General features: G+C 66.7%; 20 protein-coding genes. 5 read left to right on the forward strand and 15 right to left on the reverse strand.

Annotation, left to right across the window (positions count from 1 at the left end; all coding sequences use genetic code 11):
- The first annotated feature begins 212 nt into the window (after positions 1 to 212).
- The gene (locus QO259_RS16530; RefSeq protein WP_285950789.1) at positions 213 to 1,448 is read left to right on the forward strand and encodes a methyl-accepting chemotaxis protein; all 1,236 of its coding nucleotides are present in this window, start codon (positions 213 to 215) and stop codon (positions 1,446 to 1,448) included.
- A 23-nt stretch (positions 1,449 to 1,471) separates the two neighbouring features.
- On the opposite strand, the gene QO259_RS16535 is transcribed toward QO259_RS16530, so the two are convergent.
- The 10 genes from QO259_RS16535 to QO259_RS16580 all read right to left on the reverse strand — a co-directional run bounded on the left by QO259_RS16535 (position 1,472) and on the right by QO259_RS16580 (position 11,208).
- The gene (locus QO259_RS16535; RefSeq protein ID WP_285950790.1) at positions 1,472 to 2,092 is read right to left on the reverse strand and encodes an NUDIX hydrolase; all 621 of its coding nucleotides are present in this window, start codon (positions 2,090 to 2,092) and stop codon (positions 1,472 to 1,474) included.
- A gap of 96 nt (positions 2,093 to 2,188) precedes the next feature.
- A complete protein-coding gene (locus QO259_RS16540; protein WP_285950791.1) occupies positions 2,189 to 2,992 on the reverse strand; it encodes a hypothetical protein in 804 nt (267 codons plus the stop codon).
- A 164-nt stretch (positions 2,993 to 3,156) separates the two neighbouring features.
- Entirely contained in the window at positions 3,157 to 4,137 is a 981-nt protein-coding gene (gene nrdF, locus QO259_RS16545) for a class 1b ribonucleoside-diphosphate reductase subunit beta (RefSeq protein WP_035475159.1), read from the reverse strand.
- A gap of 113 nt (positions 4,138 to 4,250) precedes the next feature.
- The gene (gene nrdE, locus QO259_RS16550; RefSeq protein ID WP_233076887.1) at positions 4,251 to 6,422 is read right to left on the reverse strand and encodes a class 1b ribonucleoside-diphosphate reductase subunit alpha; all 2,172 of its coding nucleotides are present in this window, start codon (positions 6,420 to 6,422) and stop codon (positions 4,251 to 4,253) included.
- The gene (gene nrdI / locus QO259_RS16555; protein ID WP_035475124.1) at positions 6,404 to 6,808 is read right to left on the reverse strand and encodes a class Ib ribonucleoside-diphosphate reductase assembly flavoprotein NrdI; all 405 of its coding nucleotides are present in this window, start codon (positions 6,806 to 6,808) and stop codon (positions 6,404 to 6,406) included. Before nrdI ends, nrdE begins: the two co-directional genes overlap by 19 nt.
- Before the next feature lie 178 nt (positions 6,809 to 6,986).
- Positions 6,987 to 7,211: a glutaredoxin-like protein NrdH gene (gene nrdH, locus QO259_RS16560; RefSeq protein ID WP_035475161.1), complete on the reverse strand. Its 225-nt coding sequence runs from the start codon at positions 7,209 to 7,211 to the stop codon at positions 6,987 to 6,989.
- Positions 7,212 to 7,693: 482 nt separating this feature from the next.
- Positions 7,694 to 8,599 carry a phosphogluconate dehydrogenase (NAD(+)-dependent, decarboxylating) gene (gene gnd, locus QO259_RS16565; protein WP_285950792.1) on the reverse strand — a complete coding sequence of 302 codons (906 nt, stop codon included), beginning with the start codon at positions 8,597 to 8,599 and terminating at the stop codon, positions 7,694 to 7,696.
- A gap of 127 nt (positions 8,600 to 8,726) precedes the next feature.
- Positions 8,727 to 9,935, reverse strand: a complete 1,209-nt coding sequence (ubiM, locus tag QO259_RS16570) for a 5-demethoxyubiquinol-8 5-hydroxylase UbiM (RefSeq protein ID WP_285950793.1) — start codon at positions 9,933 to 9,935, stop codon at positions 8,727 to 8,729.
- Between the two features lie 122 nt (positions 9,936 to 10,057).
- Positions 10,058 to 10,246 carry a hypothetical protein gene (locus QO259_RS16575; protein WP_035475128.1) on the reverse strand — a complete coding sequence of 63 codons (189 nt, stop codon included), beginning with the start codon at positions 10,244 to 10,246 and terminating at the stop codon, positions 10,058 to 10,060.
- A gap of 56 nt (positions 10,247 to 10,302) precedes the next feature.
- Positions 10,303 to 11,208 carry a LysR substrate-binding domain-containing protein gene (locus tag QO259_RS16580; protein ID WP_285950794.1) on the reverse strand — a complete coding sequence of 302 codons (906 nt, stop codon included), beginning with the start codon at positions 11,206 to 11,208 and terminating at the stop codon, positions 10,303 to 10,305.
- Between the two features lie 188 nt (positions 11,209 to 11,396).
- Between QO259_RS16580 and QO259_RS16585 the strand changes: the two genes are divergently transcribed.
- The 4 genes from QO259_RS16585 (at position 11,397) to QO259_RS16600 (ending at position 16,073) form a co-directional block, all read left to right on the forward strand.
- Positions 11,397 to 12,380 (forward strand): TDT family transporter, encoded by a 984-nt coding sequence (locus QO259_RS16585; protein ID WP_285950795.1) that lies wholly within the window; start codon positions 11,397 to 11,399, stop codon positions 12,378 to 12,380.
- Between the two features lie 109 nt (positions 12,381 to 12,489).
- The gene (locus QO259_RS16590; protein ID WP_285950796.1) at positions 12,490 to 14,175 is read left to right on the forward strand and encodes a gamma-glutamyltransferase family protein; all 1,686 of its coding nucleotides are present in this window, start codon (positions 12,490 to 12,492) and stop codon (positions 14,173 to 14,175) included.
- Positions 14,172 to 15,125 carry a 2-hydroxyacid dehydrogenase gene (locus tag QO259_RS16595; RefSeq protein WP_285950797.1) on the forward strand — a complete coding sequence of 318 codons (954 nt, stop codon included), beginning with the start codon at positions 14,172 to 14,174 and terminating at the stop codon, positions 15,123 to 15,125. Before QO259_RS16590 ends, QO259_RS16595 begins: the two co-directional genes overlap by 4 nt.
- Positions 15,126 to 15,215: 90 nt before the next feature.
- Entirely contained in the window at positions 15,216 to 16,073 is an 858-nt protein-coding gene (locus tag QO259_RS16600) for an HAD-IIA family hydrolase (RefSeq protein ID WP_285950798.1), read from the forward strand.
- Positions 16,074 to 16,287: 214 nt separating this feature from the next.
- Here the strand turns inward: QO259_RS16600 and hemG are convergent, their stop codons facing one another.
- The 5 genes from hemG to QO259_RS16625 form a co-directional block, all read right to left on the reverse strand.
- Positions 16,288 to 17,709: a protoporphyrinogen oxidase gene (hemG, locus tag QO259_RS16605; protein ID WP_285950799.1), complete on the reverse strand. Its 1,422-nt coding sequence runs from the start codon at positions 17,707 to 17,709 to the stop codon at positions 16,288 to 16,290.
- Positions 17,710 to 17,821: 112 nt separating this feature from the next.
- The gene (locus QO259_RS16610) at positions 17,822 to 19,177 is read right to left on the reverse strand and encodes an aryl-sulfate sulfotransferase (RefSeq protein ID WP_285950800.1); all 1,356 of its coding nucleotides are present in this window, start codon (positions 19,175 to 19,177) and stop codon (positions 17,822 to 17,824) included.
- A gap of 184 nt (positions 19,178 to 19,361) precedes the next feature.
- A complete protein-coding gene (gene hepT, locus QO259_RS16615; RefSeq protein WP_285950801.1) occupies positions 19,362 to 19,769 on the reverse strand; it encodes a type VII toxin-antitoxin system HepT family RNase toxin in 408 nt (135 codons plus the stop codon).
- Complete coding sequence (gene mntA / locus QO259_RS16620) at positions 19,759 to 20,169, reverse strand: type VII toxin-antitoxin system MntA family adenylyltransferase antitoxin (RefSeq protein WP_285950802.1); 411 nt, start codon at positions 20,167 to 20,169, stop codon at positions 19,759 to 19,761. Before mntA ends, hepT begins: the two co-directional genes overlap by 11 nt.
- A 58-nt stretch (positions 20,170 to 20,227) precedes the next feature.
- Positions 20,228 to 21,817: an ABC-F family ATPase gene (locus QO259_RS16625; RefSeq protein ID WP_035471969.1), complete on the reverse strand. Its 1,590-nt coding sequence runs from the start codon at positions 21,815 to 21,817 to the stop codon at positions 20,228 to 20,230.
- Between the last annotated feature and the right edge of the window lie 118 nt (positions 21,818 to 21,935).

Genomic DNA, 21,935 nt, shown 5'->3' on the forward strand with positions numbered 1-21,935 from the left:
TGCCTGTCGAAAAGAAGTGGCGCCGCCAGCATCGGCCACCGGGCCACGGCATCGCCCCGGTGTGCCAGTTTGCCGCAGCGCCCGGCGCTCAAGGGGCTGCCACGAGGGCCGATAGAGCGTACTCGGCACCCACGCGGATCGGTGCCGTCCCGGCCGCCACCCGCAGGTGACGCCCGGCTCTTCGATACTAAGGGAAGGCAGGTGAACCAAGCATGAAACGTCTCGCAGACATGACCGTGAAGACCAGCTGGCTGCTGGTACTGGTGGCATTCACACTCCTGGTGCTGGGGGTCGCAGGGCTGGCCGCCTACGCCGTCAATACCGACGTCTCACCGGGGCTGATCAACGCCGGCATTGTCGTCGCGGTGGTGGCAACCCTGGTGCTGGTGACGATCGTGCTGTGGGGGGTGACGGTCAACGTGATTCGTCCGCTGGAGCGCCTGGTGGAACACTGCGAGAAGCTCGCTACCGGCGATCTGTCGGTGCCGGTGGAGCGCCGCGGCAATAACGAGATCGGCCGGTTGTTCGCGGCCATGGCGCAGACCCAGAGCCATCTCTCGCACACCGTCGGCAACGTGCGTGATGCCTGCGGCAACGTGCTCGACGGCGCCAGCGGCATCGCTCAGGGCAATACCGACCTCTCCTCGCGTACCGAGCAGCAGGCCGCCTCGCTGGAAGAGACCGCCGCCAGCATGGAGCAGCTGACCTCGACCGTGCGCCAGAACGCCGACAACGCGGTCCAGGCGAGCCAGCTGGCGAGCGAAGCCACCGATGTGGCCAATCGCGGCGGCGAGGTGGTCGGCGGTGTGGTCAGCACGATGCACGCGATCAGCGAGAACTCGCGCCAGGCGGTGACGCTGCTCGATGCCATCGACTCGGTAGCGTTCCAGACCAATATCCTCGCCCTCAACGCCTCGGTGGAAGCGGCCCGCGCCGGCGAACAGGGCCGCGGCTTCGCCGTGGTCGCCAACGAGGTGCAGACGCTGGCCAAGCGCTCGGCCGATGCGGCCAAGGCGATCCGCGACCTGATCCAGCGCTCCGCCGAGCGGGTCGAGAGCGGCGCCGCCCTGGCCGACAAGGCCGGCACCACGATGCAGGACATCGTCACCTCGATCACCCGGGTCAGCGAGATCATGCACGAGATCGCCGCGGCCTCGGAGGAGCAGAACCACGGCATTACCCAGGTCAACCAGGCGGTGACTCAGATGGACCAGGTCACCCAGCAGAACGCCGCGCTGGTGCAGCAGGCCGCCAACGCCGCGCGGGCGCTGGAAGAGGAAGCCAACGAGCTGCAGTCGGTGGTCGCGGTGTTCCGCCTCGACGCCAGCGCCGTGGCCAGCCCGCGGCGCCCACAGGCCGCGCCGCTGCCGGCGGCGAGCGCCAAACCTGCAAACGCCCAACCGGCCCCGCGCCGCGAAGCGGAGACCGCCGAGTGGGAAGCGTTCTAGGCTCTGGACGAAAACGGCCTGCGCTAGTCGATGACGGCAGGCCGCTGCGGCTGGGCATGAAACAGGAAGGCGTCTTCGATGTCGCGGGCGATCGCCCGCGGCGTCGATAGCGGCGGCAGCGCGTCGGGCGCGAAGTAGGCCGCATCCAGCACCTCGTGGCCGGGGTCCAGCGGGGCGTCGTCGAGCCGCTCGCAGAGGAAGAACAGCTTGTAGAAGTCGAGCACGTCCGGCGGGTAGGCGTGGCGCGCCTTGTGACGGATGGCATAGAGCCGCGCGATGCGCACCCGGATACCGGCCTCCTCCCACACCTCCTTGCAGGTATTGTCGGCCGCCGACACGCCCACCTCGGCATAGCCGCCGGGCAGGGTCCAGCGGCCATCCGAGCGCTCCTGCACCAGCAGAATACGCCCCTGCTCGATGATCGCCGCGCGCACGTCGATCTTGGGCGTGACATGCCCCTCCCGCGGGCCCAGCGCCGTGACGATACGCTCGGGGGTGGCGTCGCCCAGCGCCGCCATCATCTCGCGCGAGAGCGCGGATATCTCCTCGTAGCGTTCGCGGTCGAAGGTGTCGCGGCAGTAGTGCAGCCCGGTATCGGCGAGCGCAGAGATACGCTTGGCCCAGCTCAGCCATTGATCTTCCATGGGGTCCATCCTGCGGCGGGTGAAGGCGCCAGACTAACAAGTGCACCTGTGGCACGCACAAAAAAGCCCCTCCGGAGAGGGGCTTGATAGGACGACTCAGGGCGCCGGCGGAGCGTTCGGTGCCGGGGGAGCATCGGGTGCCGGAGGCGTGCCGGGAGCAGGGGGCGCCGGCGGCGCATCGGGCGCCTGGGCCTGACCGGCGCGCGGCGGCCGCGGCGGCTGGGTCAACGCCTCGAAGGCGGCGACCTGCTCCGGGTTCAGCACCTGGGCCAAGGCGCTGTGGCGCTGTTCGATCAGGCGTTTGAAGCGTTCGCCACGCGTGTCGTCGACCTGGGCGTCGGGTGCCGCGCCGGGCCGCTTGAGCTGGTGCAGACCATCGAAGAAGGTGCGCTGGGCGTTGAGCACCTCCGCGCTCTGCTGCTGATCGAGCTGCCAGGTCGCGAACAGCGGCGTGAAGCGCGCCTGCAGGTCGGCCTCCAGCGCTGCCGGATCGTGCTCGTGGCGCGGGCCAGGATGGCGCGGCATCGCCGCCTGACGCTCGAGCATCAGATAAGCGCGCAGCTGGGCCGGCTCCAGCACATCGGCGAGCTGCTGGCGCTGACGCTCGAGCAGCGCATCGAGCGCACCACGACGCGCCTCAGGGGCCGCCTTGGGGCCATCGCCGCGCAGCTGGCGCAGCCCGTCACGGAATTCGGTATCCGCCTGGGCCAGCGCGGCCTGCTGGCGCTGATCGAGCTGCCAGCTGGCGACCACGGCGTCCTTGAGCGCATCGGCGTGGGCGTGCTTGGCGCTGTGCGGCGCCGGTGGCTGCGCACGCTCGGCCGGCGCCGCCATGGCCAGCGGCGACAGTGCGGTGAGGGTAACGGCGAGCGCGAAGAGTGACTTGGACCTTGCTTGCATGATGACACGACTCCTGTGGCGCACCGGGACGCGGTGCACCCCCACTATCGCCGCGTTTCATGCACGCAGTGTGCAGCGAGCATGGAAGCTCGGCCCCAGACGTGCAAAACCGCCCACATGGGGCGGTTCGACAGGCATCGATCAGAAAGGCTTCCGAATCAGCCTCAGAACGCCCAGTCCTCGTCTTCCGTGCTGACCGTCTTGCCGATCACGTAGGAGGAGCCGGAGCCGGAGAAGAAGTCGTGGTTCTCGTCGGAGCCGGGCGAGAGCGCGGCGAGGATCGCCGGGCTGACGTCGGTGACGCTGGCCGGGAACAGAGCCTCGAAGCCCAGGTTCATCAACGCCTTGTTGGCGTTGTAGTGGAGGAACTTCTTGACGTCTTCGGTCAGGCCGACGTCGTCGTAGAGGGCTTCTGTGTATCTCACCTCGTTGTCGTAGAGCTCGTGGAGCAGCTCATAGGCGTAGATCTTGATCTCTTCCTGGCGCTCCGCCGGCAGCTGGGCGAGCTGACGCTGGAACTTGTAGCCGATGTAGTAGCCGTGGATCGCCTCGTCACGAATGATCAGGCGGATCAGGTCGGCGGTGTTGGTCAGCTTGGCGCGGCTGGACCAGTACATCGGCAGGTAGAAGCCGGAGTAGAACAAAAACGACTCGAGGAAGGTGCTGGCGACCTTGCGCATCAGCGGGTCTTCGGCGCGGTAGCGCTCGAGGATCAGCTCCGCCTTCTTCTGCAGGAAGGGGTTCTCCTCGCTCCAGCGGTAGGCGTCGTCGACGTCGCGGGTGGCGCACAGCGTCGAGAAGATCGAGCTGTAGGAGCGCGCGTGGACCGACTCCATGAAGCTGATATTGGTGATCACCGCCTCTTCGTGGGGGGTCACCGCGTCCTCGATCAGCGTCGGCGCGCCGACCGTGCCCTGGATGGTGTCGAGCAGGGTGAGACCGGTGAAGACACGGATGGTCAGCTGCTGCTCGTGCTCGGTCAGGGTGTTCCAGGACGGGATGTCGTTGGAGAGCGGAATCTTCTCCGGCAGCCAGAAGTTGCCGGTCAGACGGTTCCAGACCTCCAGGTCCTTGTCGTCCTGAAGGCGGTTCCAGTTGATCGCATCGACCCGGCTCAGATGGCGGGCTGCAGAGGTCGCGGGCATATCCATGAGCATGTTCTCGTTCGGTTGACGCCGGCGCGAGGGCCGGCGCGTTCCAACAATTCAGACAGTCGATTCAGACAATCGATTCAGACAATCGATTCAGACAGTCGGGCTTACAGCGTGCAGGAGACGCAACCTTCGACTTCCGTGCCTTCCAGCGCGGCCTGGCGTAGACGAATGTAGTAGATCGTCTTGATGCCTTTGCGCCAGGCGTAGATCTGCGCCTTGTTGACGTCACGCGTGGTCGCGGTGTCGCGGAAGAAGAGCGTCAGCGACAGGCCCTGGTCGACGTGCTGGGTCGCCTCGGCGTAGGTGTCGATGATCTTCTCCGGGCCGAGCTCGTAGGCGTCCTGGTAGTAGGCCTGGTTGTCGTCGGTCAGGTAGGGCGCCGGGTAGTAGACGCGGCCCAGCTTGCCCTCCTTGCGGATCTCGACCTTGGCCGTGACCGGGTGGATGCTCGACGTCGAGTTATTGATGTAGGAGATCGAGCCGGTGGGCGGGATCGCCTGCAGGTTGCGGTTGAACAGCCCATGGGCCATCACCGATGCCTTCAGCTCGCGCCAGTCGTCCTGGGTCGGGACGTGGATACCGCTCTTCTCGAACAGCCCGCGCACCTTCTCGGTCTTGGGCGCCCACGCCTGCTCGGTGTACTTGTCGAAGTACTCGCCGCTGGCATAGGTCGACTGCTCGAAACCGGCGAAGCGCTTGCCACGCTCGATGGCGATGCGGTTGGAGGCACGGATAGCGTGGAACGCCACGGTGTAGAAGTAGATGTTGGTGAAATCCAACCCCTCTTCGCTACCGTAGAAGATGCGCTCGCGGGCCAGGTAGCCGTGCAGGTTCATCTGCCCCAGGCCGATCGCATGCGACTTGGCGTTGCCTTCGGCGATCGACGGCACCGAGGAGATATGACTCATCTCGGAGACCGCCGTCAGGCCGCGGATCGCGGTCTCCACGGTGGCGCCGAAGTCCGGCGAATCCATGGTCTTGGCGATGTTGAGCGAGCCCAGGTTGCAGGAGATGTCCTCGCCGATCTGACGATAGCCGAGGTCGTCGTCGTACTCGGTCGGCGTGTTGACCTGCAGGATCTCCGAGCACAGGTTGGACATGTTGATCCGGCCGTGGATCGGATTGGCGCGATTGACCGTGTCCTCGAACATCAGATACGGATAGCCGGATTCGAACTGCAGCTCGGCGATGGTCTGGAACAGCTCGCGAGCGTTGATCTTCTTCTTGTGGATACGGCCGTCGTCGACCATCTCGTCGTACTTCTCGGTGATGCTGATATCACCGAAGGGCACGCCGTAGATGCGCTCCACGTCGTAGGGCGAGAACAGGTACATGTCCTCGTTGCGCTTGGCCAGCTCGAAGGTGATGTCCGGCATCACGATGCCCAGCGAGAGCGTCTTGATGCGGATCTTCTCGTCGGCGTTCTCGCGCTTGGTATCGAGGAAGCGCAGGATATCCGGGTGGTGAGCGTTGAGATAAACCGCCCCGGCGCCCTGACGCGCGCCCAGCTGATTGGCGTAGGAGAAGGCGTCTTCGAGCATCTTCATGATCGGAATGATGCCGGAGGACTGGTTCTCGATGCGCTTGATCGGCGCCCCCGCCTCGCGGATGTTGGAGAGCGAGAACGCCACACCGCCGCCGCGCTTGGAGAGCTGCAGTGCCGAGTTGATGGAGCGCCCGATGGACTCCATGTTGTCCTCGATGCGCAGCAGGAAGCATGAGACCAGCTCGCCGCGCTGACGCTTGCCGCAGTTGAGGAAGGTCGGGGTGGCCGGCTGGAAACGCCCGTGGATGATCTCTTCGACCAGCTGGCGCGCCAGGGTCTCGTCACCGCGCGCCAGCGACAGTGCGACCATGCACACGCGATCCTCGAAGCGTTCGAGGTAGCGCTTGCCGTCGAAGGTCTTGAGCGTGTAGCTGGTGTAGTACTTGAAAGCGCCCAGGAAGCTCTGGAAGCGGAACTTGACCGCATAGGCCTGATCGAACAGCGCCGTGACGAAGGCGAAGTCGTACTGATCGAGCACTTCCTGCTCGTAGTAGCCCTCTTCCACCAGATAGTCGAGCTTCTCCTTCAGCGAGTGAAAGAACACGGTGTTCTGGTTCACGTGCTGGAGGAAATATTGACGCGCGGCTTCGCGATCCTTGTCGAGCTGCAGACGCCCTTCGGCATCGTACAGGTTCAACATGGCGTTGAGCGCGTGGTAGTCGAGCGTCTTGGCATTGTGATCGGCGGGCGATCGTGCTGCCGTCTCTTTTTCTAGGCTGAGCGTTTCCAAAATTCATTCACCCCTGCAAGGACGCGACGGACATCCTCATCGGTGCCCATCAGCTCGAAACGGTAGAGATACGGTACCTGGCACTTCTGTGCGATCACTCGGCCAGCCTGGCCGAATGCCGCGCCGAAGTTGGCATTGCCACCGGCGATGACCCCACGGATCAGCGACCGGTTGTGCTCATCGTTGAGAAAGCGGATCACCTGCGGTGGCACCGCCGTACGCGGTTCACCATCGCCGTAGGTGGGTACGATGAGAATATAAGGTGCTGCGACGCGCAGTGGCGGATCGTCACGGTTCAGCGGGATCCGGCTGGCCGGCAGGCCGAGCTTTTCCACGAAGCGTCGCGTGTTGCCTGATTTGGTCGAGAAATAGACCAGCTCAGCCATGACGACTTCCTTGCGCCTCTGCGCGATTCAGGTCGTGTCGAATGGGACCGCGGCCTGGAGACTCTCTGCGAGCGCGGAACGATGCCAGCGAGCGGCCGCTCTACCGCGCTCTCCAGACCGGACCGGCGCACTTGGCGCGGTCCGCGTCAGCCGGGGCGGGCGCCCCGGAAACCACGAATCAGGCGACCAGCGTGCTGATCTTGTCCGGGCGGAAACCGGCCCAATGATCATCACCCGCCACCACGACCGGCACCTGACGGTAGCCGAGGTCCTGTACACGCTGCATGGCAGCGGCGTCCTGGGTCAGGTCGACCACGGTATAGTCGATCCCCTGTTTGTCCAGCGCGCGATAGGTGGCGTTGCACTGGACGCAAGCGGGTTTGCTATAGATCGTGATGCTCATGATAATCATTACCATCCGTGATAGGAAATAACGCCCATCGCTGGCCGATGGCGCGGGCCTTGGCGGCGTCTGGACACCCATTGCGTGGTGTCGACCGCCTCTGGAAAAACACTATATATGGTAGCCTGGCGTTTTTCCAAGCATAGATGTGGTTTTTTTCTGTGCATTCCCTGTGGATATTTTCGCCCCCTTCGCGAGGGCCCACCGTTGTGCGCCTCACGCCCTGTCAAGGGGCGAAAATTTCTTCCTCGGGGGAGGAAAAGGCCCTCGACAACGGCAGCCAAGGGCCCCAAAAACGTCGAGCGCGCCGTTCGACTGGTAGCTAACGGCGCGCTCGGCATACTACATCTGGTAGGGGCGATATCGGGTAGGGCCCGAGGTGTGACGAGCGCCCTCTCGTCAGGGCCTAAGAGCGCATTTCACTACCGCTAGACGACGTGCGCTTATCCGGCCCCTATCGTCAGAGAGTTTGGAAATGGGCGCTAATCCGACTTGATCGCGTGACCGCCAAACTCGTTGCGCATCGCAGCGAGCAGCTTGTCACCGAAAGAGTCCGCCTCGCGCGAGCGCAGGCGTTCGAGCAGGGAGAGGGTAATGACTGGCGCGCTGACGTCAAGCTCGAGCGCTTCGGCCACCGTCCAGCGCCCTTCGCCGGAGTCGGAAACGTAGGGCGCGATGCCCTCCAGGCCGGGGTTCTTGTCCAGGGCATCGGCGGTCAGGTCGAGCAGCCACGAACGCACCACGCTGCCGTGACGCCAGATCTCGGCGACCTGATGCAGGTCGACACCGAACTCCGTCTTCTTGCCCATGATCGCGAAGCCTTCGGCGTAGGCCTGCATCAGCCCGTACTCGATCCCATTGTGGACCATCTTGGTGAAGTGACCGGCACCGGCGGGGCCGACATGCCCCCAGCCCTTGTCCGGCGCCGGCGCCAGGGCCTCGAACAGCGGGGTGAGCGCCTCGACCACCGCGGTCTCGCCGCCGACCATCATGCTGTAGCCCTCGGCGAGCCCCCAGACCCCACCGCTGGTGCCCACATCGACGAAGTGCAGCCCTTTCTCGCTGGCGCGCTCGGCCCGGCGCAGGCTGTCCTTGTAGAGAGAGTTGCCGCCATCGATGACCACATCGTCCGCCGCCAGCAGCGGCTCGAGGTCGGCGAGCAGCTGATCGACGAGATCCCCTGCCGGCACCATCAGCCACACGATCCGCGGCGACGGCAGCGCGGCCACCGCCGCCGCCAGCGATTCGGCCGGCTCGATGCCCTTGTCCGCCGCCTTGGCGCGAGCCTCCGCGCTCGGATCGGAGCCGACCACCCGGTGCCCACCGCGTACCAGCCGCTCGGCCATATTGGCGCCCATGCGCCCCAGCCCCACCATTGCGAGTTCCATGTGACATCCTTTTTCGAGGGTTCGAGCCGCGCCACCGACCTATCGATATCCATGCACTGGGGCACGACGATGAGATGTTTCAGAGCCTAGCGGAAAATCCTCCTGCCGGTGGCAGCCACCAGCCTACCTAGCCTGCAGAGCGCATCAGGTGGCTGGCGATCAGCCGCCGTACCGGCCAGGCGGCGTCGCCGGCGCGCAGCACCGCCTGGCGCAGCAGCTGCGCCGGCGGGCGCTCGTCGGTGTAGAGGCCGACGATCGCCAGGGTGGCGGCGAACAGCGGCCCGGTGGCCAGACGCTGCTGGCGCTGGTAGCGCGCCAGCAGCCGCGGCGCGCCGATATCCTGCCCCGCCGCGCGGGCGTCACCGACCAACCCGGCCAGCCGGCGTACGCCTTCAAGGCCGAGATTGAAGCCATGCGCGGTGACTGGATGCATGCCCACCGCGGCATCGCCGAGCAGCGCCTGGCGCGGCCCCACGAAACGCTCGGCATAGACACTCACCAGCGGATAGCGGCGCGGCGCGGCGGCTCGGGTCATCGCCCCCAGGCGGCCCTCGAAGCGACGGGTGATCTCGGCGTCGAAGTCGGCCTGGGGCAGCGCCATCAGCGCATCCATCTGCGCCGGCGGCAGGGTCAGCACCACCGACGAGCAGTGAGTATCCACCGGCAGCAGCGCCAGCGTCTGGCCATGGCCGAACCACTCCCAGGCGCTGAAATCATGCGCTTGTTCGTGGTGCATGCGACACACCAGCATGTGCTGGCCGTGCTGATAGGTGTGCGCGGGGATGCCCATCGCCCGGCGCGTGGTCGAGAAGCGGCTGTCCGCCGCCACCAGCAGCGCGGCCTCGACGGTTTCGCCGCCGGCCAGGCGAATCTCGACGCTGTTGTCATCGGCGCTGGGGGCGAAGGTCTCGATCTCGCTCTCGCAGCGCCACAGCACCTCGGCCTGGGCCGAATCGACGAGCGCGGCATAGGCGGCGGCGCGGATCACCCGGTTGGGCACCAGGCAGCCGAGCTCGGCGTCCTGCCCCGCGCGGGGAGCGATCTGCATCGCGAACAGCGACTCACCGTTGAAGACCTTGGCGGCACGCATCGCCGCGCGCTCCTCCGCGGGGATCCGCGGCCACACGTCGAGTGCGTCGAGGGTCTGCTGCGAGGCGCGGGTCAGCGCGATCTCACGGCCGTCGCTTTGCGGCGCTTCGAGACTGGCGCGCGGCTGGCGGTCGATCAGCAGCGCACTCACGCCGCGCCGCGACAGCGCGTTGGCGAAGCACAAACCGATCGAGCCGGCGCCGACGATCGCGACGTCGACTCGCGTTGTGGGGGTGGAACCTTCCATCTCTGCCGCTCCCTACCGTGATGGGGCGTCAAGATAACCAAAAACGCGCCGCGGGTAATCCCACGGCCGGCGGCACGGGCGCGGCCGATGCGCGCACCCGGCGCCGCGCCGCACGGCGAGCGTCAGTACTTGTCGTCATGAACCCGGGTATGGCCCTGCTTGTCCTTGAACACCTTCTCCTCGAACTCGACCTCGAGGTGAGCGTCGCCCTTCTGCTTGAGACGGTGGTACTCGAGCCCGCTGAAACTCAGCTCCAGACTGTCGTCGTAGGCGTCGAGCAGACGTTTGAATTCACCCACAGTGATGATCATGACCTCTCCTTTGGCGATACCCGTGACCGGCGTCCCTATCCGGCCCTCTCATCAGACTAGACCAAGTCATCGTCCTCGGGGTTCCCCGCCGTCCGACAGAACGCCACGAAACGCTCGAGCAGCGGGCTGCGATACTTGTCGCGATGCAGCACCAGGCTGAACTCACGGGTCATCTCCAGGCCCACGTCGAGTTCGACCAGGCGCCCGTCGCGCAGCGCATGGCGCGCCTCCAGCCGTGACAGACAGGTCAGCCCCAACCCCGCCGCGGTGGCATTGATGATCGCCTCGGCGGAGTTGATCTCCAGCCCCGCTCGCCACGCCGGCAGCCTCGGCGCGATATAGCGCATGAACTGCTCGCGGGTGCCCGAACCCGGCTCGCGCAGCAGCCACGCCTCCGCCGCCAGCGCCTCGATCTCGAGCGGCCCCGCCGCGGCCAGCGGATGGTCGGCGGCGGCGGTCACCACCAGCCGGTCCTGGCGCCAGGGGATGACGTCGAAGTGCGCATCGGCGACGCGCCCCTCGATCATGCCGATATCCAGCTCGAACGCCTCCAGTGCGCTGCAGATCGCGGCGCTGTTGGCGATGGTGAGCTGCTGCTGCCGATGGCCGGTGGCATCGCGGAAGTCGCGCAGCAGATGGGGCAGCAACTGATGACCGATGGTGTAGCTGGCACCGATGTGTAGTTGGCCCCCCAGCGTGGTGGCGTCATCGAACAGCTGCTCGAGGGTCGCGCTGCGCGCCAGCAGCTCGTCCGCCAGCGGCAGTAGCCGGCGCCCCTGATCGTTGAGATAGAGCCGATTGCGGTGGCGGTCGAACAGGGTCCGCCCGCACTGCTTCTCCAGCTCGGCCAGGGCGATGCTCAGCGCCGGCTTGCTCAGCGCCAGCCGTTCGGCAGCGGCGGTCAGGGTGCGCTCGCGGGTCACGCTGACGAAGATCTGGAGCTGACGCAGGGTAATGGCCATGGGTTGCCTCTCGTCGCGGGTGGTATCCGGAACGCCACGTCTCGACGGTCATGTGGGCCGTGGCGCAGGCCGCTCGAGCGGTCTCGTTAAATAGAATAAAACGACCAGTGAAAAAAGTTAAAATATATCGATAGAACGAAAAGCCATAACATAGGTGGCATTCGCTCATCGTCACCGTCGAGGCACCCATGGCTACGCGCATGATGACCCTGCACCAGCGCCTGCAGCACGCCCCCACACCCATGGCCGGCCTGGCCCTGGGCATCTCGAGTCTGGGCTGGGCGTGGGAGAGCTTCGCCCCGCTGGGCGGTGTGGCGCAGATCTGCGGCGCGCTGGTCGCCAGCGTGCTGCTGGCGCTGCTGACGGCCAAGTTCGTGCTCCATCCGCGGCTGCTGTGGGCGGATCTGGCCCACCCGGTGGTGGGCAGCGTGGTCCCCACCTTCGCCATGGCGACCATGGTGGTGTCGAAGGCCGCGGGCACCTGGCTCGCACCAACCCTGGGCGTGACCCTGTGGCTGGTCGCGGTGGCCCTGCACCTGCTGTTCCTGGTCGCCTTCGTGGTGCATCGGGTGCGCGGCTTCGAGCTGCACCACATGGTGCCGGCGTGGTTCGTGCCGCCGGTGGGCATCATCGTCGCCGACGTCGCCTTCCCCGGCACGGCCGCGCTGCATCCGCTCGCCCTGGGCCTGCTCTGGCTGGGCATGGGTCTCTACGCGGTGCTGCTGCCGGTGATGATCTACCGGCTGATCTTCGCCGCCGAGATCCCCGACCCGGCCAAGCCCACCATCGCGATCATGGCGGCCCCCGCCAGCCTCTCGCTGGCCGGCTACCTGAGCGTGGTCGCCAGCCCCTCGCCGCTGCTGGTGGCCCTGCTCGGCGGCATCGCGGTGCTGATGACGCTGATCATCTACCTGGCCTTCATTCGGCTGCTGCGCCTGCCCTACAGCCCCGGCTACGCCGCCTTCACCTTCCCCATGGTGATCGGCGCCACGGCGCTGGTGAAGACCACCGCCTGGATGCAGCAGGTCGGCTTCCACCATCACGACATCGCCATCGTCCATGGCCTGGCCACGCTGGAGATCGTCGTCGCCAGCGTGATCGTCGGCTATGTGGCGCTGCGCTATCTGAGCTTCTATCTGGGCACCTGGCGCCTGGCCGCGGGCGCCGCCTGAGGCTGGGAAAGAAACTGCCAGCGCGCGCCGATATCGCTGGCGCGGGATGATCTTTGCGCCACAGGCCGTATGATCGCAGGGAGACCCGACAGCGCGAGGCCACCCGGCCATGATTCTCCCCAGCCCCCATGCCGATAGCGACAACTGGACCCTGACCACTGCGCCGGTGCGCTCGCCGCGGGGTGCGGTCGCCGCCCAGCACCGGCTCGCCGCCCGCGCCGGGGCGGCCCAGCTCGAGGCCGGCGGCAATGCCGTCGATGCCATCGTCGCCACCGCCTACGCCCTCAACGCCGTCGAGCCGTGGATGTGCGGGCTGGGCGGCTCGGGCTTCATGGTGATCTGGCTGGCCAGGGAACAGCGCGCCGTGGCGCTCGACTTCCAGGGCACGCTGCCGGGCGCCATCCGCCTGACCGACTACCCGGTCGACCCCGCCCGGCCCAAGACCCCGATGGGCTTTCCCGGCGTGGTCGACGACGCCAACATCGCAGGCTATCGCTCGATCACCGTGCCCGGCGCGGTGGCCGGGCTCGATCATGCCCTGACACGCTTCGGCTCGCGCCCCCGCGCCGAGGTCATGGCGCCGGCCATCACGCTTGCCGAACGCGGCCTCCACGTCGACTGGTTCACCACGCTGCAGATCGCGCTGTGTGCTCGCACCCTGGCCCGCGATGCGACCTCGGCGGCGATCTACCTGCCCGGCGGGCATCCGGCCACCCCCGAAAGCCGCCTGCGCATACCGCAGCTGGCCGACACGCTCCGCGAGATCGCCGCCGGCGGCGCGGAAACCTTCTATCGCGGCAAGCTGGCGAAGCAGATCGTCGCCGATCTCCAGGCCGGCGGTTCACGCCTCTCGCATGAAGATCTGGCAGGCTACGCCGTGCGCGAATACGCACCGATGCTGGCCGAACACCGCGGCTATACGCTCTACACACCCGGGGAGGCCTCGGGCGGGCTACGTCAGCGCGAGATGCTGGCCCACGCCGGGGCGGCGATGCCGGCGCCACCCGCGCGGCCGACCCCGGCAACCTGGGTGGCCTACGCCGAGGCGCTGGAAGCGTGCTGGCGCCAGCACAAGATCCGCACCGGCGTGCTGCCGCCAAGTGCCGGCGAGGATGTGAACGGAGGGAACGCAAACGGAGGGTACGTAAACGGAGAGAGCGTCGACGGCGAACACGGCGCCTGCACCTCGTCGATGTCCGCGGTGGACGCCGACGGCAACATGGTCGCGCTCACCTACACCCTGCTCAATCGCTTCGGTTCCGGGGTCACCTTGCCCACCACCGGCATGCTGATGAACGACAGCGTCAGCTACTTCGACCCGCGCCCCGGCTACCCCACGACCATGGCCGGCGGCAAGCGCATCAACTCGTCGAACATGTGCCCCACGGTGGCGGTGAAGGACGGCGAGGCGCGCTTCTCGGTGGGCGCCTCCGGCGGCAATCTGATCATGCCGGCAGTGACCCAGGTCGCGGCGCTGATGATGGACTTCGGCATGAGCCTGGAAGAAGCCATGCAGCACCCGCGCCTCGACGCCAGTCATCGCGGCTCGATACGCGTCGATCCGCGCTTCGATGCGGCGACGCTGGCCGCGCTGGAATCGCGCTTCACACTGGAGATCGCCCAGTCGCTGGTCTTCCCCAAGCTCTATGCCTGTGTCTCGGGGGTGGCGCGCGACCCCGAGTCGGGTGAATGCGTCGGCCTTGGAGACCCCACCCAGCCGATCGGCGGCGGCGCCACGCCGGCACCGTTCCAGCTCGACCCGCTCACCGACACCGCGCCGGAGGTGCGCCCATGAATGCCGCCCAGACGCGTGCCACGATCGTCGTCTCGATCCCCGATGCGGCCAAGATCGAGTGGTGGATCGCCCGGCTCGCGCCGCTGCTGCCCGAGTGGACGCTACGCCCGGTGGATGCCCCCGGCGACCCGGCCGCGGTCCACTATGCGGTGGTCTGGCGCCCCGCCGACGCCACCTTCACTCCGTTCCCCAACCTCAAGGCGATCGTCTCGCTGGGGGCGGGCATCGATCACGTCCTGGCCGACCGCGAGCTGCCGCCGGGGGTGCCGATCATCCGCACCGTGGGCACGGACCTGACCCAGCGCATGCGCGAGTACGTGGCGCTGCACGTGCTGCGCCATCATCGTGAGATGCCTATGATCGCCGCCAACCAGCGCCGCCAGCGCTGGGCGCAGCAGGTGGTACCGCCGGCCACCCGGCGCCGGGTCGGGGTCATGGGGCTGGGTAACCTCGGCGGTGCCGCGGCGCGCACGCTCGCCGGGCTCGGCTTCGAGACGCTCGGCTGGACACGCACGCAGCGCGCGATCGAAGGGGTCGTCACCTACGCCGGCGAGGCCGAATTCGCGGCCTTCCTCCAGCGCTGCGAGATACTGGTCTGTCTGCTGCCGCTGACGCCGGCCACGGAGAATCTCCTCGACGCCGCGCTGTTCGCCAGGCTGCCCCGCGGCGCCAGCCTGATCAACGCCGGGCGCGGCCCCCACCTGGTCGAGGATGATCTGCTCGCCGCGCTCGCCAGCGGCCAGCTGAGTCACGCCACGCTCGATGTCTTCCGTCAGGAGCCGCTACCCGAGGCGCACCCGTTCTGGCGCCATCCGCAGATCACCGTGACGCCGCATGTCGCCTCACTGATCGACCCGGAGAGCGGCAGCCGTATCGTCGCCGCCAATATCCGAGAGTTCGAGGCCCACGGCGAGGTCGCCGATCTCGCCGATGCCGCGCGCGGCTACTGAACGGCAGAGCTTTGCCGTCCGAGTTGCTAAACTGCCTGTGCACAAGACCATCACTGATACGTTATCCACAGCCGCACGCCGAGGGGTTTCATGGCCGAGAACCGCAGCTCCGACACAGCATCGTCCGCCAAGGGCACATCCGGGAAGTCAGGCACCGGCAAGGGCGACAACACCGCCAGCCGGCGCAACATCAAATCCTGGCTGACCGACATGGATGGCGTTCTGGTCCATGAGAACAAGGCGATTCCCGGCGCTGCCGAGCTGATCAATCAGTGGCGCGAGCGCGAGATTCCCTTTCTGGTGCTGACCAACAACTCCATCTATACGCCGCGCGATCTCAGCGCCCGGCTGCAGCACAGCGGCATCGAAGTGCCGGAGGAGAGCATCTGGACCTCGGCGCTGGCCACTGCGGCCTTCCTGCGCGATCAGGCCCCGGGCAGCTCGGCCTTCGTGGTCGGCGAAGCGGGCCTGCTCACCGCGATCCACGAAGCCGGCTTCATCATGACCGACACCCAGCCCGACTACGTGGTGCTCGGCGAGACCCGCTCCTACTCCTTCGAGGCGATCACCAAGGCGATCCGCCTGATCAAGGATGGCGCGCGCTTCATCTGCACCAACCCGGACGCCACCGGCCCCAGCGCCGAGGGCGTGCTGCCAGCCACCGGGGCCGTGGCCGCGCTGATCACCGAGGCGACCGGCCGCAAGCCGTACATCGTCGGCAAGCCCAACCCGATGATGTTCCGCTCGGCGCTCAACAAGCTCGGGGTGCACTCGGACGGCACCGGCATGATCGGCGACCGCATGGACACCGATATCGTCGCCGGCATCGAAGCGGGCATGCACACCGTGCTGGTGCTCAGCGGCATCGCCGACAAGTCGGAGATCGAGCGCTACCCGTTCCGGCCCAAGGAGATCCTCTCCTCGGTGGCCGAGCTGGTGGACAAGTAGCGTTCGAGACACTTCATACCCCAACCGCGCCGATCGCCCCAAAACCCATCTCCCCTCTGACGATGGGCGCCGGGGGCAGGACAAAGCGAGGGTCCTTTGCCAGGGATGGCAAAGGTAGCGCCCAGGGAGGGGTTCACAGCGCCCTCGCGACGTCTTGCCGCCGGATAAGCCCAAGTCGTCTCGCGGTTGTGAAAGGCGTTCCAGGAAAGGCGTTCTAAAGAGCGAGCGCCTCGCCCAACAGCCTGCCATTCTCCAGGCAGTCACCCACGGCGATACCGCCGCGCCAGTTGCCGCCCAGGTGCAGGCCGGGGTGATGTGCCAGCGCGGCGTCGAGCCGTGCCAGCCGCTCGTCGTGGCCGAGTTCGTACTGCGGAATCGCCTGCGGCCAGCGCACCACCCGCCGCCATACCGGCTCACCGCGAATCCCCAGAATATCGCCCAGGTCCGCCTGCACGCGCCGGGTGAGGCTGTCGTCGTCGCCCGCCGCGGCTTCGGGGGATTGGCGGCCGCCGATGAAGACGTTGAGCAATTTGTGGCCGCTGGGGGCGCGGCCGGGAAAGAGCGTGGAGGGGAACAGCGCGCCCAGCGTCGCCCGCCCCTCGGCCCGCGGGATGAGCACACCGAAGCCATCCAGCGGGTGATCGATATCGGCCTCGCGAAAGCCCAGCGCCACGGCATTGACCGGCGGATAGACGATCTCCGCCAGCGGCTCGGCCAGGGCCGGATCGAGCGCGTCGAGCCAGCGCGCCGCCAGCGGCGCCGGCACCGCCAGCAGCAGCTGCCGCCCACGCCATTCGCGCCCGTCACGCCCGCGCGCCACCCAGTCCTGGCCATCGCGGCGCACGCCGACGATCTCGCAGCCGGTCTCGATGGCAGCACCCGGCTGCGCCGTGATGCACTCGGCCAGACGCTCGGCCAGTCGCGCAAGCCCGCCGGGGAAACTGACCAGCTGGCCGCGCCAGGCAGCGGGTACGGGCGAGGGCTCGCGCCGGCTCTGGCGCAGGCGTTTGAGACCGCCGAGGATCAGCGAACGGTGTTCGCGCTCGATCGCCGCCAGGCGCGGCATCGCCGCCTGTACCGAAAGCCTGGCCGGGTCCCCGGCGTAGACGCCGGAGACGAAGGGGTCGACCATGCGCTGGAGCACGCGCCGGCCGAGACGCCGCTCGACGAACGCCGCCAGCGACTCCTCCGCCTGATGCCCACGCGGTAGCAGCGGCTCGCGCAGCAGCCGGGCCCAACCGCGCCAGCCGATGATCGGGCTGGTCAGCGCCTCGGCCGGGGTCATCGGCAGCGCCACCGGCTTGCCGTCGAGCACCACATAGCGCTTGTTGGCAATACGGTTGGCCGGCTGCGCCTCACCCAGGAGATCGAGCTCATCGAGCAGCGCATAGAGCGGCGGCTTCATGATCACCGTGTTGGGGCCATGTTCGATCTGCCACTCGCCGTCGCGCTCGCTGGCGATATTGCCGCCGACACGTGCCCCGGCTTCGAGCAGCGTCACCTGTCGGCCCTGCTTGGCCAGGGCCCAGGCGGCGGCGAGGCCGGTGGCCCCGGCGCCGACGATCAGGGTGTCGGCAGGCGCGTCATGGCGGTCGGCAGGCGTATCGGCCGGAGCATCTGGAGCATGGCTGGTCATGGGAGCTCGCGCGGGAGAGTGTTCTGTGAAGTTTACGCAGTCAGCGCGCGCCCCGCATCCGGCCGGCGTGCGGCGTCTTGCCGCCACGCCGACCGCTAGTGACGCTCACGGTTTACTTGTCTGGCGTGCCCGGATGACAGCCGGGCGCCGCCACATAAATGTCGCAGTCCGGCATCACCGCGCGCTCCTGGTGCGGCGTACCCTGCGGCGCCCAGTCATAATCCACCAGCTGCGCCCGGTAGACCTGGTTGGTGACGTAGTCGTCGCCCGGCATCGACTTGCCGAAGAACGGGCTCACGTACTCCCACACGATCTCGCCTGACGGTGTGACCTGGAACAGCCGGCCGTCCTGACCCTCGTCGATCAGCGTATTGCCGTTGGGCAGCCGCCGCGCGCTGGAGATGAACGAGCTGTAGAAGGTATAGGGCGAAATGCCCGACATACTGCCGGTGTACTGCCATACAATTTTGCCGCTGCTCGGATTGACCTCGATCACCCGGGAGGAGGAGAAAAACCCCTGCTTCGACGGCGGGAAGCCGGCATTGCCCTGGTTGTCGAAGATCAACAGGTTGCCGGCCCCCGGCAGGCCCTCGGGGATGAGATGGACGTCGTGGGCCCCCACGGTCTGGTCCACCGGGCGGCCGAGCTTGCCATTGAGCTTGAGCGCCGGCAGGTCGGGGCCGATACGCCAGACGATGTCGCCGCTCTGCCGGTCGACGATTAACATGACGTTGGCGTTGCGCGAGTTGATCAGGATATTGTCCGGCGCGAAACGCTCATCGCCGGCGTCGTACCAGCGATTGGGGCCCAGCGGTACCGCCGTGTTCAGATGCAGGAAGTCGGGGTCCTCGGAATCCTTGAGCGCACGCAGGCCGGCATCGGAAAAGCCCATCTCATCGAGATGATCGCCGGCCTTCCACGTCCAGACCACCCGGCCGGCGGGATCGACCTCCTCGACGGCGTTGTCGATGATCGGGTAATCGAAGCCGTTGAGTTCGCGCATCCCGGCGGTCATCACCAGATTGTTGCCGTTGGGCAGCCGGCGCATGTCGTGATGCTGATAGACCGGATGCTGCTGGCTGCCCCACTGCCACTCAACATCGCCGTCCCAATTCACCTCGGCCACGGCGGCGTTGGTGAGACCGTTGCCGGGGCTGGCGTGTTCGGGGAGCTTGTCGACCCGTGCCAGCTGCACCAGCAGATGCCCCTTCTCACCGCCGGCCTGCGCAGCGGAGAGCGGCACCGGCGGGAAGCTCTCGTAGTCCCAGCGGTGCACTTCGTTGCCGTTCATGTCGATCAGGTGGGTCTGGCGGTCGCCGCCGGGAAACAGCACGAAGCCGTTATAGGCGCGTTCGGGATCGTAGTAGGTCGTGCCGGTGGGAAAGCTGCTGGGCAAGGCCAGCGCCGTGGTCGCCGAGGCCGTCAGCCAGGCCCCCATCACTGCCGCTACGGCTGTGCTCCGTGACACCATCGCTCGTCGCTCCTTCGTCGAGTCTCGCCCTTTACGGGCCTGGCCGGCATGACACGACCGGCGTTCGCTGTCTGGCCGGTGATCCGAACAGCCATGATCAGCGGCTTGTGGATAGACATCGACGCTGGCGTTTCGATCCCTGACGATGAATCGCAAGCTTAGAGAGATTGGAAATGGGCTCTTAGAGAGCCAAAAGCTGGCGTGAATAGGCCAGAAAGTCATCGAGATGCTTCTCGATGATGGCGACGATAATGGCCACTTGCAGCTGCTGGTAGTCATGCACGGCGATATTGCGAAACCCCACCATGCGTCGCATCACATCGGCCGTCGCGGGTGTGATCCAGTTGCCCTGGGCCAGCAGCGTGAACACATCGCGGGCGCTCTGCGGCACGCCCAGGCGTTCGCGCCGAATCAGATGGTGCCCCATATCCAGCGCCGCCTCGCAGGCCCGCTGAATATTGAGAATGGCCGCATCCTGACGGGTGAAGTCGTCGACGAACGACGCCGGGCCCTTCGCATACTCTTCGCGAGCACGGCCGACACAGCGCTCGATGGTCGCGGCCTTGTTGACCAGCACGTCATCGACCATGGATACGCCCCTCGCGCTGAATGTCCGCCATCAGCGGCGCCCGAGCCTCGTCGAGCGCCATCTTGTCGCTGAGCACGAACGCTTCGAACAGCCCCGCCTGTTCATCGCGTGACCACCAGCGCTCACCGCTGGTGACGACCCGATACTGCATGACGGTGGAAGCCTTGCGCAGGTCGACGAGGTCGACATCGATATCGAGCATGGCGGCGATATCCTGGGCCAGGGTCCACAGCGCGACGCTATCGGCCGTGCCGCTCAGCAGCACGGCCAGATCCAGATCGCTGTCCGCGCGTGCCTGCCCCGATATCTGGCTGCCGAAGGCGTAGATCGCCAGCAAGCGCTGGCCCAGCGCCCCCTGCAAGGTTCGCACTACCGCCGCCTGGTCGATCTTGGCCTGCATATGAACTGGCTCCGAAAGGCATTAGGTTGGGTACGAAGACTACCTGCCCCTTCACATCTTAGCCGTAGACCCCCTGACTGCGCAGATAGTCGTCATAGCTGCCGCTGAAATCGACGATGCCATCGTCCTTCATCTCGATGATGCGGGTCGCCAGCGAGCCGACGAACTCGCGGTCGTGGCTGACGAAGATCAGCGTGCCGGGGTAGTTCTCCAGCGCCAGGTTGAGCGCCTCGATCGACTCCATGTCGAGGTGGTTGGTGGGCTCGTCCATCACCAGCACGTTGGGCTTTAACAGCGTCAGCTTGCCGAACAGCATGCGCCCCTGCTCGCCGCCGGAGATCACCTTCACCGACTTGCCGATGTCATCGTTGGAGAACAGCATGCGACCCAGCGCGCCGCGCACGGTCTGCTCGCCTTCGGTGGTCCACTGGCGCATCCACTCGAACAGCGTCTCGCCACCCTCGAAGTCGGCGGCGTGATCCTGGGCGAAGTAGCCGACCTCCGCCGCATCGGTCCACTTGACCTCGCCGGCGTCCGGGGTCATCGCCCCCACCAGGCAGTTGAGCAGGGTGGTCTTGCCGATACCGTTGGGACCGATGATGGCGATACGCTCGCCGGCCTCGACCTGCAGCCCGAAGCGCTCGAACAGCACGTTGTCGCCCCACGCCTTGGTCAGCTTTTCGACATTGAGCGCGTGGCGGTGGATCTTCTTGTTCTGATCGAAGCGAATGAACGGGCTGACCCGCGAGGAGGGCTTGACCTCCTCGAGCTGGATCTTGTCGATCTTGCGCTGACGCGAGGTCGCCTGCTTGGCCTTGGACGCATTGGCCGAGAAGCGGCTGACGAACTGCTGCAGCTCGGCGATCTCGGCCTTCTTCTTGGCGTTCTCGGCGTGCAGACGCTCGCGCGCCTGGGTCGCCGCGGTCATGTACTCGTCGTAGTTGCCGGGGAACAGCCGCAGCTCGCCGTAGTCCAGGTCCGCCATGTGGGTGCAGACGCTGTTCAGGAAGTGGCGGTCGTGGGAGATGATGATCATGGTCGAGCTGCGCGCGCGCAGCATGCCCTCGAGCCAGCGGATGGTGTTGATGTCCAGGTGGTTGGTGGGCTCGTCGAGCAGCAGCACGTCGGGGTCGGAGAACAGCGCCTGAGCCAGCAGCACGCGCAGCTTCCAGCCCGGGGCGACCACGCTCATCGGCTGGGTGTGCTGCTCGAGAGGAATGCCCAGCCCCAGCAGCAGCTCGCCGGCACGCGCCTCGGCGGTGTAGCCGTCGAGCTCGGCGAAGCGCACCTCGAGATCGGCCACCTGCATGCCATCTTCCTCGGACATTTCGGCCTGTGCGTAGATCCGCTCACGCTCGGCGCTGACCTGCCACAGCTCCTGATTGCCCATGATCACGGTGTCGATCACCCGCTCGTTCTCGAACGCGAACTGATCCTGGCGCAGCTTGCCCAGCCGCGTCGTGGCGTCTTTCATGACCTGCCCGGCACTCGGCTCCAGGTCGCCGCCGAGGATCTTCATGAATGTCGACTTGCCGCAGCCGTTGGCGCCGATCAGGCCGTAGCGATTGCCCTGGCCGAACTTGACCGAGACGTTTTCGAACAGCGGCTTGGGGCCGAACTGCATGGTGATATTGGCGGTAGAGAGCAAAGGTAGGTACTCGCGGGGGACGGCGTGAATGAAGCGTCCGGGCGGATGTGGCCGGCGCGGGCGCATTGTACGCGCCCGCCGCCGCGGCGATCCACCATCAGCCGATGACAGCGGAACG

It is taken from the genome of Salinicola sp. JS01 (assembly GCF_030284585.1).
In the GTDB taxonomy this organism is placed as follows: Bacteria; Pseudomonadota; Gammaproteobacteria; order Pseudomonadales; family Halomonadaceae; genus Salinicola.